The following is a 16893-nucleotide window of genomic DNA, read 5'->3' on the forward strand; positions in this document are numbered from 1 at the left end:
CCCGCGGCGCATCCGGGACTTCAGCGTCACTCCCCACGGGGATGAATGACCAACGGAGTTAAACTTATGCGTAAAATAATGGTCGCAACGCTGCTCGCCTCCGGCATCGCCACGGCGCCCGCCATGGCGCAGGAAACCGGCCCCACCTTTACCGGTCCTCGGGTCGAAGCGATCCTTGGCTATGACCATATCGGTGCAGGCAGTTCGATCGATAATAATAATGGGCGGGACGATCAGTCGATCGACGGCCTGCTTTATGGTGTCGGTGCGGGCTATGACGTCAATCTCGGCAGCGCCGTCGTCGGCGTGGAAGGCGAATTCACCGACTCGACCGCCAAAAGCGACCGCCGCGATCCGACCGACACGTTCGGATTTGGCCGGGTGAGCCAGGGCCGGGATCTGTATGTCGGCGCACGGGCCGGCTTCCTCGCCAATCCCCAGACGCTGCTTTACGTAAAGGGCGGTTACACCAATACCAAACTGAACGTGCTGGCAGGGGATACCAACCAAAGCACCGACACGGCGTTCAAGCTGGACGGCTGGCGGATCGGCGGCGGCGCCGAACGGGCGATCGGCGAGCACAGCTTCGCCAAGCTGGAATATCGCTATTCCAAATATGATGACGGCCATATCGACTTCCGCAACGGCGCGACAAGCAGCCGGTTCGACGTCGACACCGACCGGCATCAGGTGGTGGCAAGCGTCGGCTATCGCTTCTGAATGAAGGGGAAGGGGCCGCCCCTTGCGGCCCCTTCTTTCGTTCTAGAGCATCAACCCTAAAGCGTGTCGGCCAGCCTATCGACCGCGATCGCGAGCCGTTCGTCCAGCAGCGTCAGCAGCTGCGTCCAGCCGAGCATCCCGGCAAGTTCGCCCGGACCGTCCGATATGCCGCGCAGGCCCATTAACGGCACATCGAAGCGCTGGCATGCGCGCGCGACTGCAAAGCTTTCCATGTCCACCATGTCGGCATTGATCGCGGCGTAATCCTCCCCGCCTATAATATTAGCACCGGTGGACAGGCGCATGGCCGGTATATCCAGCGGCACGAACAGGGGCAGGTCGACCGGATGGTCGACGAACGGCGTCACCCCCTTGGTGAATCCCAGCCGTGATGCATCCATATCCCGCCATGATACGCTCGCAACCTGATACACCTCGCCCAATGTACAGACGCGCGAACCCGCCGAGCCGAGACTGACGACGAGATCGGGGAGGCTTTCGGCCCGCTCAAGGTCGCGTAAGGCAATGCCCGTCGCCAACGCGGCTTCAACCGGGCCGACACCGGTCATCAGCGGTTTAAACCGGCGGGAAAGCTGTGCGCCATATTCGGCTTCCGCCGCCATCACGAACAGGACGCGCCGGCCGGCGATGCTCTCGCAGTTGGGCAAAATAGAACTCCCGGACTTCATTTCGACATGTCTCCTACCCCAGCCTGGCGTTGCGCCAAAGATGATGGGACTCAGGTCGCCCTGATGCGAGCGCCGGAAAGGTGACCCATCGCGGCCGATGCATCACTCCGGTCTCAGGACGATCTTGCCGGTCACCTTGCGCTCGCTCATCAGCCGAAGAGCCTCGCGCCATTCGCCAAGTGGCAGTTCGCAATGGACATAGGGCGTCAGTCGTCCCTCCGCCGCCATCTGCCATATCGCATCCAGATTTTCATGGCCAAGTTCTGGGAACCTTCGCCCAAACTCTCCGGCCCGAACGCCGACCACGGAAAATCCCTTGATAAGCGGCATATTGGCGGAGATGACCGGAATGCGCCCTGACGCAAATCCAACGACCAGCAATTTGCCGCCAAAGGCGATGCAGCGCGTGCTTTCGTCGAAAATGTCGCCGCCCACCGGATCGTAAATGCAATCCGCCCCGCCGTTGGTCAGGGCCTTTACCTCGTCGCGGAACGGCTTGCTGGTATCGAGTATCGCATCGGGCGCGTAACGGGCTGCAATCGCGTCCAGCTTCTCTGGCGATCCCGAAGCCGCGATGACCCGCGCGCCGAGCGCCTTCCCCAAATCGACCGCGGCAAGCCCGACCCCGCCGCTCGCGCCGTGGACGAGCAGCCACTGATTGCGCTGAAGATTCCCCAACCGGACCAGCGCGACATAGGCGGTGAGGTAAGCGATGCCGAAAGCTGCCGCCTGGGCGAAGCTGACATTGGCCGGCTTGGGCCGCAACACATGCGCATCCACCGCGACATAACGGGCAAAGCCGCCCACTCTCGTCGTGCCAACGACCGCGTCGCCGACCTTGAAGGCGCAGGGCGATCCCACGCGCTCGACCGTGCCAGCCACCTCCATGCCAAGGATGAAGGGCAATTCGGGTTTGAACTGATACAGCCCCTGCGCCATCAGCAAGTCCGGAAAATTCAACGAAGCGGCTTCGACGCGTACGAGAATCTGGCCGGGGCCGATCTCCGGCGTAGCCACCTCTTTGAGCGAACATCCGCTGAAATCGGATGATAAAGCAGTGACCTGGAGAGCGCGCATCAATGCCTTTCAGTCCGGTTGCGGGTTTATCGTCGGAAGCTAGCCGACATCACGCGATATTGGCACCGTGCCTAGCATGAAGTGGGGCCGGACAACATCCGGTCGCAACACCCCGCCTGCATCATCGCTCGTGCCCGGGGATAGTCAGGTTCACGCCATCCGTCTTAGCGCAGGACGTCAGCGTTGCCGGGCGATTCGGCCAGAATAGACACCGAAAATTTCCGCAATTCGCTGGTTCGGCCATCGCGGATCTTGTTGGGCCATTCGGCGTCAGCAATCAGCGCGCGGCCTACCGCCACCAGATCGAATTCGTCCCGCTCGAACCTCTCCATCAAGCGATCCAGATTGACGATTTCGGCATCCATCACCGATTCAAAGCTCTGGGTCATGTCCGCGCTCAGTCCGACGGAGCCGACGGTAATGACGGGTTTGCCCGAAATCTTCTTGATCCAGCCGGCAAAGTTCAGATCGCTATCCGGAAATTCGGGCAACCAATAGCGGCGCTGCGAACCGTCGAACATATCGACGCCAGCGTCGATCAGCGGTGCGAGCAGTTCTTCCAGTTCCTGCGGGCTGTTGGCGACCTTTGCGCCGTAATCCTGCAATTTCCATTGTGACAGGCGCATCAGGATAGGGAAGTCGGGGCCGACCCGACGGCGGATTTCCCGCACGATTTCCTCGGCGAACCGGGCACGATTCCGGATCGAGCCGCCATAGCGGTCTTCGCGCATATTGGTCTTTTCCCAAAAGAACTGATCGACCAGATAGCCATGCGCGCCATGGATTTCGACACCGTCAAAACCCATCCGCTTGGCATTTTCGCCGCCGCGCGCAAAGGCGTCGACCGCGCCATCGATCTCGGCCTGGGTCATCTCGTCCTTCACCTTGACGCCCGGATGGATATAGCCTGACGGCCCGATCTCGCCCTTGGCGGGATCATAGCCGACCTCGCGTCCCTTCACCATTTCGACCTGATCGTACATCAGGCCGTTGTGGAAGAGCTGGGGCATGATCAGCCCGCCTACGCCGTGGACCTGCCTGGCGAGTTCGCCCCAGGCCTGCAAGGCAGCGTCGGTATGGAAGCGCAGGACGTGGCCCTTGTCGCTGGCCGACGGATGGTCGACGTAAATCCCTTCTGTCAACAGTAGCCCAGCGCCGCCTTCCGCTCGCTTGCGATAATAATCGAGCACATCCTGGCCGGGAACGCCCTCCAGACCGGCATGGAAACTCATCGGCGGCAACACTATCCGGTTGCGCAGTTCCAGAGCCTTCAGACGAAAGGGCGCAAATAATGGACCAACGGGGCGAGATCCTTCGACCATAAGGCATCCTCCTTAATTATGCTTTCGCGCACGGATATGGATGCGGCCGGGTAGAGTCAAATCGAAAGCCGTCTGCCGCCGACCGCAGCAGATTGGCCGAGCCGAAAGTCCGGCGTGGCGGGATATGCCGGGCGGCGCCCGCCTACGCGATGCTCAACAGCAGAGCCAGGACCACGCACGCCATTTGAGGCGAGCTACAGCGATCGCAAGCTACCCCCTACGGGGCCGCCCAGCAACTCTGGAAATCAAACCAGGCATACCAGCACATGCTTGGACCAAATATTTAAAGCGTCGCCTCGATCGCCCGCGCCGCCATGTCGGGGTCTTCCGCCAGGCTGATCGGACGCCCGACCACCAGGATCGACGCGCCGCGATCGAGCGCCTCGCGTGGGGTCACCGCTCGCTTCTGATCGCCCATCGCGCCGCCCGCCGGACGAACGCCGGGAACGACGAAAAACCCATCGGGCCACGCCTTTTTGGCCAGCGCGACCTCTTCGCCCGAACAGACTATCCCGTCGAGCCCGGCGCTTTGTGCCAGATCGGCGAGGCGCGCGACCTGGTCCTGCGCCTTTCCGCCAACGCCAATGTCGAGCAGGTCGCCATCATCGAGGCTGGTCAGCACGGTCACGGCGACGACTTTGGTCCTGACGCCGGCGGCCGCCTTGGCATCTTCCAGCATCGCTCGCCCGCCGGCGGCATGGACGGTCAGGATGGCAGGCTCCAGCATGTGCAGCGCCTGCACCGCTTTCGCCACGGTATTGGGGATGTCGTGCAGCTTGAGGTCGAGGAAGATCGGCAGGCCGAACTTCATCATCTCGTGCACGCCATGATGGCCGTTCGCACAGAAAAATTCGAGGCCCAGCTTCAGCCCGCCGACATGGTTCCGCACCTGCCGGGCAAGATCCTGCGCTTTGACGAGATCGGGCGTGTCGATGGCGACATAGAGGGGGCTGCTCATGCTGGTCCTGACACGATTGGCGGGGTGACGATGGGTTCGTCCTCGATCGAGACCACGACAGGCGGCGCGGCGGCGGTGGTGACGGCGGCCAGCGCACGCTCCGCGCTTTCAAGGCGACGCTTGAGCCGCCAGCGCGTGGCGCGCGCCATGATCCAGAAGGGGATGGCACCCAGCAGGAAAGCGATCAGCATCGGGAACCAGATGCGGGTCTCCCAGATGATGTCGCCCCAGATCTTGATCTCCATGGGCCGGTTGTTCGCCTTGCAAAACAGGGCGACCGCGACGGCCATGACAACCCAGAAGGCAGTTCGCAAAAATTGCATCTCATGGTCTCTAGCTGCTGATTTTGCACAACCTAGGCGATTTTAGCGGCAGGCGGAAGCGCTTCGTCGGACGAAGCGAGCGCGAGGCCATAACGGAACCCGCGATGCGGCCGCGCATTGACGTAGCGAGGGAGTATCATGGCATGGCAGCGCGCGCATATTGGCAGGGGCAGATCAGGCTGGCCCTGGTTTCGATTCCCGTGGAAATCTACGCCGCGACCAAATCGGGCGCCCAGATCGCCTTCCATCAGATCCACGAGCCGAGCGGCAAGCGGGTCCGCTATGAAAAGACCGTACCCGGCCTCGGCGCGATCAAGCCGGAGGATATCGTCAAAGGCTTCGAGATTTCGAAGGGCGACTATGTCCTGCTCGAACCAGAAGAAATCGAAGCGGTGAAGCTGGAAAGCAAGAAGACGCTCGAACTCACCCAGTTCGTCGACGCCAGCGAGATCGACGTGCTCTATTATGAGCGCCCCTATTATGTCGTGCCGGCTGACGATCTGGCCGAAGAAGCCTTCATCGTGCTGCGCGAAGCGTTGCGCCGTACTAAAAAAGTGGGGCTGGGCCAGCTCGCCATGCGCGGCCGCGAATATGTCGTATCCCTCAAACCCTGCGGGCGCGGCATGGTGCTGGAAACGCTGCGCTACGCCGACGAGGTCAACCGTGCGCAAACTTATTTCCGCGAAATCGACGATGTGAAGCCCGATACCGACCTGCTCGATCTGGCGGAGACACTGATCGAGAAGAAGACCGCCACATTCGATCCCGACAAGTTCCACGATCGCTATGTCGATGCGCTTCAGCGCCTGATCGAAAAGAAGAAAAAGGCCAAGGGCCGGCGAATCCTCGAAGATACGGACGATGCCCCGGCCAAGCCGGGTGGCAATGTCATCGATCTGATGGCCGCGCTGAAAAAATCGGTCGGCGGCGGGGGCAGGGCGGAACGCGCCGCCGCGCCGAAATCTGCCGCACCAAAAAAGGACCCTGCTGCCAAGCGACCTGTCAAATCCCCCCCGCGCAAGCGAGCATGATCGATGGCCCGCGATCTGCTCAGCGACTATAATCGCAAGCGCGACTTCGCGCGGACGAAGGAGCCGGCGGGCAAGCGGGGCAAAGGTCCAGGCAACAGCTTCATCGTGCAGAAGCATGACGCCACGCGCCTCCACTATGATTTCCGGCTCGAAATAGATGGCGTGCTCAAAAGCTGGGCGGTGACGCGCGGCCCCAGTCCCGACCCGGCCGACAAGCGGCTCGCGGTGCGGACGGAGGACCATCCCCTTTCCTATGCGACGTTCGAAGGCGCGATCCCCAAGGGCGAATATGGCGGCGGCACCGTCATGTTGTGGGACGAGGGCACATGGGAGCCCATAGCGGGCAAGAGCGCGAAAGACCTTGAAAAAGGGCATCTCCACTTCATCCTGCGTGGCCAGCGGATGAAGGGCGAATGGCTGCTTATTCGCCTGAAGCCGCGGGGCGGCGAAAAACGCGAAAACTGGCTGTTGCGCAAGATCGACGATGCGTATGCGGGCGGCGCGGAGGATCTGGTCGCGCGCGAGTTGACGAGCATCCGTAGTGGCCGCACCATGGGCGAGATAGCCGCAGATGCGCCCGCGGTGTCGCTCAAGGGCAAGACGGGCAAGGCCTTCGACGCCGCGATGAAGAAGGCCGACGGAGCGATCCCGGCAGTCCGGCCGAAAAGGGCGAAGGCGGGGGCCGGCGCACTCCCTGCCTTCCGCAAGCCGCAACTCGCCACGCTGGTCGACGCGGTGCCAACCGGCAGCGGATGGCTGCACGAGATCAAATATGACGGCTATCGGTGCCTGCTTGCCGTTGCCGGTGACAAGGCGAAGATCTTCACGCGGACCGGCCTCGACTGGACCGATCGCTTCGCGACCCTCGCGGCCGAGGCCGGGGAACTGGACTTGCCGCCAGCCCTGATCGATGGCGAGATCGTCGCCCTGGACGCGCAGGGAAATCCCGATTTTTCGACCCTGCAAAAGCGGCTCAAGGGGGAGGATGCCGGCACGCTAGACCTGTTCGCCTTCGACCTGCTCGAACTGGACGGGGAGGATCTGACGAGCCTGCCCAATATCGCCCGCAAGGAAAAGCTCGCCGGCCTGCTGGGCGCGGGCAGCCCGCATATCCATGCGTCCGACCATGTCATCGGCGCCGGCGAGAAGCTGTTCGCGGCGATGTGCGGCGCGGGGCAGGAGGGGATCATTTCCAAGCGCGCGGACGCCGCCTATTATGGAACGCGCTCGAAAAACTGGCTGAAGGTCAAATGCACCCGGCGGCAGGAGTTCGTGATCGTCGGCTGGACGCCCAGCAGCGCGAGCGGGCGCGCGATCCGCAACCTGCTGCTCGCCCAATATGAGGGCGACGGCTTCGTTTATGCGGGCAAGGTTGGCACCGGCTTCAACGCCGGCAACAGCGAAAGACTGACGGAGGAACTGAGCAGGCTCGCGCGCAAGGATGCGCCGGTCGCCGTCCCGCGCGCCGACGCAAGGGGCGCGCGTTGGGTGGCGCCGGATCTGGTGGCGGAAATCGCCTTTGCCGAATTCACCGCCGACAAGGTCGTGCGCCACGCCAGTTTCCTCGCCCTGCGCGAGGACAAGGCGGCGGCCGATGTCACGAGGGAGGAACCGATGGCTGCGCCCGATACGCATAGCGACGTTCGCATCAGCAACCGCGACCGGCTGATCTTCCCCGAAGCGAAGATCACGAAGGGGCAGCTTGCCGACTTTTACGAAGTGGCAGGCGCCTGCCTGCTGCCATGGATCGCATCGCGACCGATCAGCCTCGTCCGCTGCCCGCAGGGACGGGCCAAGAAATGCTTCTTTCAAAAGCATGACAGCGGCAGCTTCGGCGATCATGTGAAGCATATTCCCATTCTCGAAAAGGATGGAGGCAGCGAAGACTATCTCTATGTCGAGGGCATCGACGGCCTGCTCGCCTGCGTTCAGATGGGGACGATCGAATTTCACGGCTGGGGCGCGCTGATCGCCGATATCGAGCGCCCCGACCGCATGGTGTTCGATCTCGACCCCGATGAAGGTCTGGACTTCAAGGACGTCAAGAAAGCCGCGCGCGACATTCGTCGCATGCTCGACGATATCGGCCTCGTCAGTTTTCCGCTTTTGTCCGGCGGCAAGGGCGTGCACGTCGTCGTGCCGCTCACGCCCGACGCGCAATGGCCGCAGGTCAAGGATTTCGCCGATCGCTTCTCGCGCGCACTGGCGCAGGCCGAGCCCGATCGCTTCACCGCGACGATGAGCAAGGCCAAGCGCAAGGGCCGCATCTTCATCGACTGGCTGCGCAATCAGCGCGGGGCAACGGCTGTCCTCCCCTATGTCGTGCGCGCGCGGGAGAATGCGCCGGTTTCCACGCCGGTGACCTGGGATGAGCTTGACGGTATAAAGAGCGCCGGCATGTTCACCATCGCCGACGTGGACGTGCTGGTCGAACGCGCCGGATCGCGCGCCTTGCGCGGGTGGGGGCAGGCCAAGCAGCTTCTGCCCGATATTTAGCCGGCAGCCCGGGCGACTCTCGCATCATGCGGGAAACTCATGAAAATAGAGTGGCAAAATCGCCATCCTGGGGCGACTTCCCCCTTTAACGGAGAATCCGATTGCGCCATAACGGCAGGATCATGAGCAAAACCAAAGACGAAGCACCAGTCAGCGGTGCAACCCTCACCGACGCTCCGGCGGCTCAATCCACACCCAATCCGGCTTCCGGGGCGCGCAAATCTACCGGCCGGGTCTGGATGGGCACGGCTGTCGGAATCGGTTCGGCGGCGATCGTCGCCGCGCTCCTCTATACCGGGCGAAACAAGCGCTGAGCAAAGGGGCGCATAAAAAGAGGCGGTATGGCCTTCGTTCCATACCGCCTCTGATGCGACCCGTTCGGGCTCTTATGTCCTGCCTTCGTGACAAGCAGACATATTGGGGGATCGGTTAAGCGCCGCCGCTCAGATAGCTGATCAGTTCAGGCTTGCTGATCGAAACGCTCTTATCCTTGTCGGCGGTCGTAAAGGCGCCGCTGGCCCAGGCCGAAACCTGATCGGCCGGCAGGGTCTTGCCCGTCGCCTTCATCTCCTGATCTTTCAGTGCAACCATCCAGCGTGAAAATTCCGATTGGTCGAGCTGACCGTCCTTATTGCCGTCATAGGCCGGGAACTCGGTGTCCACGATCGACGCGACCGCAGCGGCCGGACTCTGCGGCGCTCCCGCCTGTGATGTCGCGGCCGGCTGCGTCGTCGGGGCCTGCGCCAGCGCCGGCGCGGTGACGGCAAGCGCCGTTGAGAATAAAATCGTGCGGATCATGGCTGTCTCCTGCGGATGATCTGAAGCGTCATAAGGGCGCTTTCTGCAAACTATGATGATAGAATGACGGTTAGCCAGCTTTGTTGCATGAACATCTGTTCATCCCCACGCTTCGTCGGCCTGCGCGGGTCGGCTGGACCCGATACATGGCCCAATCCGGGACCAGCCGTTGCCGGTTCGTGGCTGTCTTTGCCCGCTTCGAGAGATTTGCCCCTGCGCGGCGACGCTGCTACGCGGCCCGCCACAGCATTCACTCATCGTCAGGATTCGCCATGGTTCCGCGCTACGCCCGCCCGCAAATGACCGCCCTGTGGGAGCCGGAGGCGCGTTTTCGCATCTGGTTCGAAATCGAGGCGCACGCGACCGAGAAGCTGGGCGAACTGGGCGTCGTGCCGCCCTCCGCCGCCAAAGCTTTGTGGGACTGGTGGAGCACGAACCCCAATATCGACGTGGCCGCGATCGACGCGATCGAAGCAGTCACTAAGCACGACGTCATCGCCTTCCTCACCTGGGTTGCCGAACAGGTGGGCGACGAAGCCCGCTTCATGCATCAGGGGATGACGTCGAGCGACGTGCTCGACACCTGCCTCGCGGTGCAGCTGGCCCGCGCGTCCGACCTGCTGATCGAGGATCTCGACAAGCTGCTGGCCGTCATCAAGCGCCGCGCCTTCGAACATAAGCTGACCCCGACCATCGGCCGCAGCCACGGCATCCACGCCGAGCCCGTCACATTTGGCCTGAAAATGGCCGAAGCCTATGCCGAATTTTCCCGCTGCAAGGCGCGCCTGATCGCCGCACGCGCCGAAGTCGCTACCTGCGCGATCTCGGGCGCGGTCGGCACCTTCGCCAATATCGACCCGCAGGTCGAAGAGCATGTCGCGGAGAAACTCGGCCTTGCGATCGAGCCGGTCTCGACCCAGGTCATCCCGCGCGATCGCCATGCCATGTTCTTCGCGACACTGGGCGTCATCGCCAGCTCGATCGAGCGCCTGTCGGTCGAAGTCCGCCATCTCCAGCGCACCGAAGTGCTGGAGGCGGAAGAATATTTCTCGCCGGGCCAGAAAGGCTCGTCGGCGATGCCGCACAAGCGCAACCCGGTGCTGACCGAAAATCTGACCGGCCTTGCCCGCATGGTGCGCAGCTATGCGATGCCGGCGATGGAAAATGTCGCGCTGTGGCATGAACGCGATATCAGTCACTCGTCGGTCGAACGCTATATCGGCCCCGACGCCACGATCACGCTCGACTTCGCGCTCGGCCGCCTGACCGGCGTCATCGACAAGCTGCTCGTTTACCCCGAGCGGATGATGAAGAATCTCGACAAGATGGGCGGCCTCGTCCACTCCCAGCGCGTCCTGCTGGCGCTCACCCAGGCCGGCGTCTCGCGCGAGGACAGCTATCTCTACGTCCAGCGCAACGCGATGCAGGTCTGGGAATCCGACGGCCGGCTGTCGCTGCTGGAACTGCTCAAGGCCGATCCCGATGTGTCCGCCGCGCTGACCGCGAGCCAGATCGAAGAGAAATTCGACCTCGGCTATCATTTCAAACAGGTCGACACGATCTTCCGCCGGGTGTTCGGCGAAGTCTGAAGGGACGCACACGGCTTAGGTATGTGGGTGTTTGGACTCTGGCTTGGGTGGTTAGGGGACCGACAGGTTTACGTCGCAAGCGCCGTGTCGTATAACCCACCGTCACCCCAGCGAAGGCTGGGGTCTCAGGCGGCGACGCGCTACAGCTGGATATGGCGCGAGGCGGCTACACCTCCATCATGACCAACAAGCCCACAGGCGTTCTCTATGTTGGTGTCACAGCCGACATGGCCGTGCGCGCCGAACAACATCGACACGGCACGGGTTCGGCTTTGTGTAAAAAATACCGGCTGATCCCGCCTTGTTCTGATCGAGCCACATGATGACGTCACGGCGAGAAAGCACTGAAAGCCTGGAAACGCGAATGGAAAATCCGGCGTGTCGAAGAAAGAAATCCTGACTGGCGCGATATGACGGACGTCATCCTCTGACCGCCTGAGACCCCAGCTTTCGCTGGGGTGACGATAAGGGGAAGCGCCGCTTGCAAGCAATGGCGCCGCATTTTGAAGACCGCAAATGGTCGTTAGCCGACAGGACGGCACCGCGACCCAATTGCCATGGCGGCGATAAAAACATCCTATTCCTGCGCTGCGCTGTCCTACACGCCGTCCGATCCAGTATGTCCGCCCGGCTCTTGACGTGTCGAGATAATGCATCGCTTCGCGCAGGCGCGCGCCTGTTGGCCCGTGCGCGCTGTTGTGTAACCTGTGTCACCCTGATCGGGGCAGGCGCCCCAATTCGAGGCCGGGCACCTCAGTCCGCCTTGGCCGGCGCCGCGCTGTTTTCGGCCGGGCTCTCGGCGGTCGCCTCGTCCTTGGGCGCAAAGACGCGCAGGCTGTCGAGCACCTTTTGCGCGATCGACCGATATTGCTCGCTCAGCATCTCGGGATAGACGAACGTCGCGGTAACGATCGACCCGTCCGCCTGCCGGAGCAACCGCACGGCGACATTATTGCCCTCGCCGTCGTTGGCGGTGCCGCGATATTCGTTCGTGCCGACGAAATCGCCATCGACGGTGTCCGACCCGCTGCTGACCGCCTCGACGATTTCCTGCAGCGTCTTGTCATTGTCATTGGCCTGCCAGAAGACGCGCACATCCGCGCCCGCGCCCGGGTCCTGAAAGACGACGCCCGCATCCGTGCTCGATCCCGCATCCTTGGCCCAGCCTTCGGGCAGGGTGACGGAAAAGCCGTGCGCCAGGTTCACATAGTTGCGACTGTCTACGACCTCGTCGGTCTTTGCGGTGGCAAGGGCGTGCGCCGCAGCCGCATTGGCGGCGGCCGCCAACTCGTCCTGACTCGGCATATTTTCGACGGGTTCCGCCCGTCCACAAGCGGCCAGCAGGAGGAAGGGAAGGAGCGGGGCGAGGGAAGCGCTTTTCATTCCCGACCAAAAGCATAGGCGACCGACATTTTCAACGCCGCTGCGATGCGCCGTCATGCCGGTCGGCGGCAAATCGCGGTTTATGCCGCGCTGTCGATGCCGAGTTCGGTCAGCTTGCGATACAGTGTCGAACGCCCGATGCCCAGTCGCCGGGCAACCTCGGTCATTCGTCCGCGATAATGGCCGATGGCGAGGCGGATGACATCGGCCTCGATCTCCGCTAGCTGGCGAACATGGCCGTCGCCCTCGAACAGGGTGATGCCCGCGCCCTCCTGTGACTGGCGCGACACTTTGCTGCGCGCGCCGTGCGGGTCGCCCTGTCCGCGCATCACGATATGGGCGGCGATCTGCGGGAAATCCTGCGGTGTCAGCGCGTCGCCCTCGCACAGCACGGCGGCGCGGAACAGCGCATTTTGCAGCTGGCGGACATTGCCCGGCCAGTCATGCTGCATCAGCAGGTTGAGCGCATCCCCGGTCAGCCCAAGGCTCCGCAATCCCGGCTGCGCCGCGATTCGCGCCAGAAGATGGCGGCTGAGCGCGGGGACATCGCCCATCCGTTCGCGCAGTGGCGGAACGGTCAACTGCACGACGTTGAGCCGATAATAGAGATCTTCGCGAAAACGCCCCGCCTCGACCTCGTCCTGCAATCGCCGGTTCGTGGCTGCGATGACGCGGACGTCGACATGGACCGGACGACGCGCGCCGATCGGCTGGACCTCCCCGTCCTGAAGCACGCGTAGCAGTTTGACCTGCGCGTCGAGCGGCATCTCGCTCACCTCGTCCAGGAAGAGCGTGCCCATGTCGGCGGCCAGGAATTTGCCGATATGCCGTTCGAAAGCGCCGGTGAACGCGCCACGCTCATGACCGAACAGTTCCGATTCGACGAGGTTCGCGGGGATCGCGCCGCAATTGACCGTGACCATCGCCTGTTTATGGCGCGGCGAGGCCGCATGAATGGCGCAGGCGATGACATCCTTGCCAACGCCGCTCTCGCCCTCGATCAGGACGGGGATGCGCGCGCGGGCCGCCTTGGCGGCGATGGCCAGTGCGGTGCGGAACAAGGGCGCGGACCCGACCACATCCTCGAACGAGAGGGGGGCGGTGATCTTTTCGGTCAGGGGGCGCAATTCGCCATTGACGTCATCGGCCAGCGTCGCGTTGAGCGCAGCGAGCAGCCGTTCGGGCGCGATCGGCTTGGAAAGATAATCGGTCGCCCCCGCGCGCATCGCTTCGACGGCGACGGCGACGCTGTTATGGGCGGTTAGGATCAGGATCGGCAGTGCTGGTCGACGCGCCCGGATTTCGCGGATCAGGCCGGATGGCTCATAATCCGGGCTCCATTGATCCAGCACGATCGCATCCAGGCGCATGCCATCCTGCGTGCCGAGCATGGCGATCGCTGTTTCGCCGTCGCTCGCCAGCAATGTGCGCCATCCCGCACGCGCCGCAAGCGCCGCGACGAGCCGCCGCTGGGCGGGCTCGTCGTCGATCAGCATCAGCATCGGAACGCCGTCTCGCGCCATCGGTCCCCTCGTTTCGGCCAGGACGTAACCCTAGCGCGAAGGGGGTAAATACCGCCTTAATCTAAACGGAATTTCTTGGGGCTCACGGGTTGAGAGCCAGCCGCCTTGGCGATAAGAGGGCGGCCTGACATCGGCTTTTAGGGGATTTGATATGGCGACCGACGGCAATATGAAGAGCGCGACCCAGACCTATTCCAGCTTCGTGTCGGTGGTGAAATGGGGCACGATCGTCAGTGTGGCGCTGGCCGCGTTGGTGGTGCTGCTGATTTCCTGATGGCGGTGGCTGTGCATCCTTCGCGACTGGCATGACGTCCCGCCTCGCGATGCTGCACCCGTTGCCGACTTTGGCCTAGCGACATGCGGTGCGCTTCCGTCCCGGCTTTTCCGCCGCTCGTGATGCTGTGCGGCCTCCTGTCCTGCATCATCCTGATCGGGGCGCTGGTCGCTTCGGCCGAGGCCGGGCGGATGATCGCGCGCTACTTAGGCCTCGCCGCCGTCCTGCTGGCATCGACCAGCCTCGTCGGCGGCTTCGTCGCAATGGAGCGAATGGCGGCTGCCTCGTCCGAAGAGCGTGACGAATGAGCGAGGCCGCGATCGCATCGCCGCTTGTCGGCCTATGCTATCTGGTGGCCGGATGCCTGTTCCTCGCCGCTTTGCTGCGGAGCATGGCACCGGCGCCGAGCCCGATCGCCGGCCGCATTGGCCTGGCCGGGCTGATGCTGTCGCTCGCGACGACGGTCTGCACGCTCGACGCCCTGAGCCTGCCGGAAATGATCGGCACGATGCTGGCTGGCGGCGGGATCGGCTGGCTCGCGGCGCGGCGCACGGGCAGGGGGGGGCTTGTCCCTCTTATGCTCTGGTTACAGGGCCTCGTTGGGCTTGCGGTTCTATTGTTCGGGGTAGCCCTTGGTCTCGACCCGGATGCGTTCGGCATCGTGCCCGGTTTTCCCGGCCGGGTGGGGATAGCGGTCTGTGTCGGGCTGGGCGCGATCGGCGCGACCGGCGTCGTCGTCCTGCTGTTGAAAGGGCGACACACCCCACCCGGCAAGCGCCTGACGTTGCCGTCGCTATGTTCCGGTGCGGGAGCCGTCGCTGGGGGGCTGTTACTCGAAAATTGGGTGATGATCCTCGCCGGGGTTATGGCGATCGCATTCCTGTCTGCGATGATCGCCCGGCCAGGCAAGGTGGCAGGAAGAGCTTGCCCATCGAGCCTCCCATCCCCTACCGCGGCTGGAAGCGCAGGCGGAGCGACGCCATAGTGACAGGATTGAGCGGGAAGATGCACAAATTAGGTTTGATCGGCGGTCTCAGCTGGACGTCTACGGCACGCTATTATCAACTCATCAACGAAGCGGTGCATCGCGCGAGGGGCGGCCAGCATAGCGCTCCGCTCATCATCGAAAGCCTGGATTTCGCGGAGATCGGCCGGTCAAGCAGCGAGGCGGACTGGGTGCATGCCGCAGACGTGCTGATCGGCTCGGCCCGGCGACTGGAGCAGGCGGGCGCTGAGGCGATCCTTATCTGTGCCAATAGCATGCACCGGGTCTATGATCTGGTGCAGGGTGCGATCGCCATACCCGTTATTCATATTGCCGACACCGTTGGCCGGCGCATGAAAGCCGATGGCGTGGAGAAAGTCGCCCTGATCGGCACGCGCAACGTGATGACCGAAAAATTCTATCGCCAGCGGCTTGTGTCGCACGGCATTTCCCTGTTGCCGGCGGATCTGGAACTGGCGGACCGGATCGACCGCATCGTCTATGACGAACTCACAGTGGGCAAGGTCAGCCGCGAGTCCGAGCGCTATATGAAATCGGAACTCACGGATATTGCGAAGGAAGATGTGCAGGCCGCCGTGCTGGCCTGCACCGAACTGGAACTGATCGTCGACCTCAAGGCCAATGTCCTTCCGATCTACGACGGCACCTCGATCCATGCAAAGGCGGGCGTCGACCTGATCCTCGGTCAGTAGCGGTTTTTTAGAAGGCCTTACTGATCGAACAGGCTGCAGGGCCAAGGATGACGACGAACAGCGTCGGCAGGATGAAGAGGATCAGCGGCACAGTCATGATCGCAGGCAAGCGCGCGGCCTTTTCCTCCGCGCGCATCATACGCTCGTGCCGGAATTCGGCGGAAAGCACGCGCAGGGCCGACGCGAGCGGGGTGCCATATTTCTCGGTTTGGATCATCGTCGTGACGACGCCCTTGACGGCGTCAAGCTTGACGCGGTTGGCGAGATTTTCAAACGCCATGCGGCGTTCGGTCAGGAAGCTCAATTCGATTGCGGTCAGTTGGAATTCGTCGCCCAGTTCGGGATAGGCTTTCCCCAGTTCGCGCGCGACGCGGTTGAATGCGGCGTCGACGGTCAGGCCCGCCTCCGCGCAGATCACCAGCAGGTCGAGCGCGTCCGGCAGGCCCTTGCGGATCTGGGCCGAACGCTTCTGCACCTTGTTGTTGATGAAGATATCGGGAGCCTTGTAGGCGAGCAATAGCGCCACCGCGAACGCCATGAAGCGCTTGCCGCCGCCCCATTCGGGCATCGCGCCCACGCCATAGAGCATGATCGCTGCAAAGCCGCCGATCACGATCGGCAGGATCATACGGCCGAAGATGACGGCGACAGCCCAGTCCTTCGAACGGATGCCGGCCTGCGCCAGCCGAATTTGCGCGTCCTTGAGTTGGTCGTCCTGCAACACTTTGAGGCTGGAAAGGAAAGACCGCATATTATCGGTCGTCTGGTTCTTCCTAACCAGTTTCGCGCGGCGCTTGGCCGTGGACGCGGTGATGCCCGCCTTGAGCTGTTCGCGACGCTCGTTAAGCGCCTTGACGCGCTTGGCCATCGGATCGCGCACCGTCATGACGGCATAGAGCGCAAACAGCATAGCGAGCGTCGCCATGGCGGCGAGCAGCGTACCGAAATCGGTCGCGGTCAAACCGAACAAAGTGCCGGTAGGGGTAGGGCCGTCCATGATTGCTGCGCTCCC

18 protein-coding genes and 1 pseudogene are annotated in these 16893 nt (G+C 62.9%); 10 read left to right on the forward strand and 9 right to left on the reverse strand.

What is annotated here, in order from left to right; genetic code table 11:
• Window positions 1–66: 66 nt before the first annotated feature.
• A complete protein-coding gene (locus tag WG907_RS04105; protein ID WP_340231332.1) occupies window positions 67–720 on the forward strand; it encodes an outer membrane protein in 654 nt (217 codons plus the stop codon).
• Window positions 721–776: 56 nt separating this feature from the next.
• Here WG907_RS04105 and WG907_RS04110 read toward each other — a convergent pair whose 3' ends face one another.
• The 5 genes from WG907_RS04110 to WG907_RS04130 all read right to left on the reverse strand — a co-directional run bounded on the left by WG907_RS04110 (window position 777) and on the right by WG907_RS04130 (window position 5089).
• Window positions 777–1409, reverse strand: a complete 633-nt coding sequence (locus WG907_RS04110; RefSeq protein WP_340231333.1) for a 5'-methylthioadenosine/S-adenosylhomocysteine nucleosidase — start codon at window positions 1407–1409, stop codon at window positions 777–779.
• 102 nt (window positions 1410–1511) lie between these two features.
• Window positions 1512–2486 (reverse strand): NADPH:quinone oxidoreductase family protein, encoded by a 975-nt coding sequence (locus WG907_RS04115; RefSeq protein ID WP_340231334.1) that lies wholly within the window; start codon window positions 2484–2486, stop codon window positions 1512–1514.
• Window positions 2487–2650: 164 nt separating this feature from the next.
• On the reverse strand, window positions 2651–3808 hold the full coding sequence (locus tag WG907_RS04120; protein WP_340231335.1) for an NADH:flavin oxidoreductase: 1158 nt from the start codon (window positions 3806–3808) through the stop codon (window positions 2651–2653).
• Between the two features lie 283 nt (window positions 3809–4091).
• On the reverse strand, window positions 4092–4766 hold the full coding sequence (gene pyrF / locus WG907_RS04125; RefSeq protein WP_340231336.1) for an orotidine-5'-phosphate decarboxylase: 675 nt from the start codon (window positions 4764–4766) through the stop codon (window positions 4092–4094).
• Window positions 4763–5089, reverse strand: a complete 327-nt coding sequence (locus WG907_RS04130; RefSeq protein WP_340231337.1) for a lipopolysaccharide assembly protein LapA domain-containing protein — start codon at window positions 5087–5089, stop codon at window positions 4763–4765. The genes pyrF and WG907_RS04130 overlap by 4 nt, the downstream gene beginning before the upstream one ends.
• 143 nt (window positions 5090–5232) lie before the next feature.
• On the opposite strand from WG907_RS04130, the gene ku reads away from it, so the two are divergent.
• The 3 genes from ku to WG907_RS04145 all read left to right on the forward strand — a co-directional run bounded on the left by ku (window position 5233) and on the right by WG907_RS04145 (window position 8930).
• On the forward strand, window positions 5233–6120 hold the full coding sequence (gene ku, locus WG907_RS04135) for a non-homologous end joining protein Ku (RefSeq protein WP_340231338.1): 888 nt from the start codon (window positions 5233–5235) through the stop codon (window positions 6118–6120).
• A gap of 3 nt (window positions 6121–6123) precedes the next feature.
• Window positions 6124–8616, forward strand: coding sequence for a DNA ligase D (gene ligD / locus WG907_RS04140; RefSeq protein ID WP_340231339.1), 2493 nt, complete (start codon window positions 6124–6126; stop codon window positions 8614–8616).
• Window positions 8617–8738: 122 nt separating this feature from the next.
• On the forward strand, window positions 8739–8930 hold the full coding sequence (locus WG907_RS04145) for a hypothetical protein (RefSeq protein ID WP_340231340.1): 192 nt from the start codon (window positions 8739–8741) through the stop codon (window positions 8928–8930).
• Between the two features lie 115 nt (window positions 8931–9045).
• Here WG907_RS04145 and WG907_RS04150 read toward each other — a convergent pair whose 3' ends face one another.
• Window positions 9046–9414 carry an EF-hand domain-containing protein gene (locus tag WG907_RS04150; RefSeq protein WP_340231341.1) on the reverse strand — a complete coding sequence of 123 codons (369 nt, stop codon included), beginning with the start codon at window positions 9412–9414 and terminating at the stop codon, window positions 9046–9048.
• Window positions 9415–9686: 272 nt separating this feature from the next.
• Here WG907_RS04150 and purB point away from each other — a divergent pair, with 272 nt between their 5' ends.
• Both purB and WG907_RS18175 read left to right on the forward strand, forming a co-directional pair.
• The gene (gene purB / locus WG907_RS04155) at window positions 9687–11003 is read left to right on the forward strand and encodes an adenylosuccinate lyase (protein ID WP_340231342.1); all 1317 of its coding nucleotides are present in this window, start codon (window positions 9687–9689) and stop codon (window positions 11001–11003) included.
• 152 nt (window positions 11004–11155) lie between these two features.
• Window positions 11156–11434 (forward strand): annotated as a pseudogene (locus tag WG907_RS18175) (GIY-YIG nuclease family protein).
• Window positions 11435–11756: 322 nt separating this feature from the next.
• Here WG907_RS18175 and WG907_RS04160 read toward each other — a convergent pair.
• Together WG907_RS04160 and WG907_RS04165 are read right to left on the reverse strand one after the other, a co-directional pair.
• Window positions 11757–12386 carry a hypothetical protein gene (locus WG907_RS04160; RefSeq protein WP_340231344.1) on the reverse strand — a complete coding sequence of 210 codons (630 nt, stop codon included), beginning with the start codon at window positions 12384–12386 and terminating at the stop codon, window positions 11757–11759.
• A gap of 80 nt (window positions 12387–12466) precedes the next feature.
• A complete protein-coding gene (locus tag WG907_RS04165) occupies window positions 12467–13909 on the reverse strand; it encodes a sigma-54-dependent transcriptional regulator (RefSeq protein WP_340231345.1) in 1443 nt (480 codons plus the stop codon).
• 151 nt (window positions 13910–14060) lie between these two features.
• Here WG907_RS04165 and WG907_RS04170 point away from each other — a divergent pair, with 151 nt between their 5' ends.
• The 4 genes from WG907_RS04170 to WG907_RS04185 all read left to right on the forward strand — a co-directional run bounded on the left by WG907_RS04170 (window position 14061) and on the right by WG907_RS04185 (window position 15881).
• On the forward strand, window positions 14061–14183 hold the full coding sequence (locus WG907_RS04170; RefSeq protein WP_340231346.1) for an aa3-type cytochrome c oxidase subunit IV: 123 nt from the start codon (window positions 14061–14063) through the stop codon (window positions 14181–14183).
• Between the two features lie 83 nt (window positions 14184–14266).
• The gene (locus tag WG907_RS04175; RefSeq protein WP_340231347.1) at window positions 14267–14491 is read left to right on the forward strand and encodes a proton-translocating transhydrogenase family protein; all 225 of its coding nucleotides are present in this window, start codon (window positions 14267–14269) and stop codon (window positions 14489–14491) included.
• A complete protein-coding gene (locus WG907_RS04180; protein ID WP_340231348.1) occupies window positions 14488–15168 on the forward strand; it encodes a Re/Si-specific NAD(P)(+) transhydrogenase subunit beta in 681 nt (226 codons plus the stop codon). The genes WG907_RS04175 and WG907_RS04180 overlap by 4 nt, the downstream gene beginning before the upstream one ends.
• Before the next feature lie 20 nt (window positions 15169–15188).
• The gene (locus WG907_RS04185; RefSeq protein ID WP_340231349.1) at window positions 15189–15881 is read left to right on the forward strand and encodes an aspartate/glutamate racemase family protein; all 693 of its coding nucleotides are present in this window, start codon (window positions 15189–15191) and stop codon (window positions 15879–15881) included.
• 7 nt (window positions 15882–15888) lie between these two features.
• On the opposite strand, the gene WG907_RS04190 is transcribed toward WG907_RS04185, so the two are convergent.
• Complete coding sequence (locus tag WG907_RS04190; RefSeq protein ID WP_340231350.1) at window positions 15889–16878, reverse strand: type II secretion system F family protein; 990 nt, start codon at window positions 16876–16878, stop codon at window positions 15889–15891.
• Window positions 16879–16893: the final 15 nt, after the last annotated feature.

Origin of the sequence: Sphingobium fluminis (genome assembly GCF_037723805.1) — a bacterium.
In the GTDB taxonomy this organism is placed as follows: Bacteria; Pseudomonadota; Alphaproteobacteria; order Sphingomonadales; family Sphingomonadaceae; genus Sphingobium.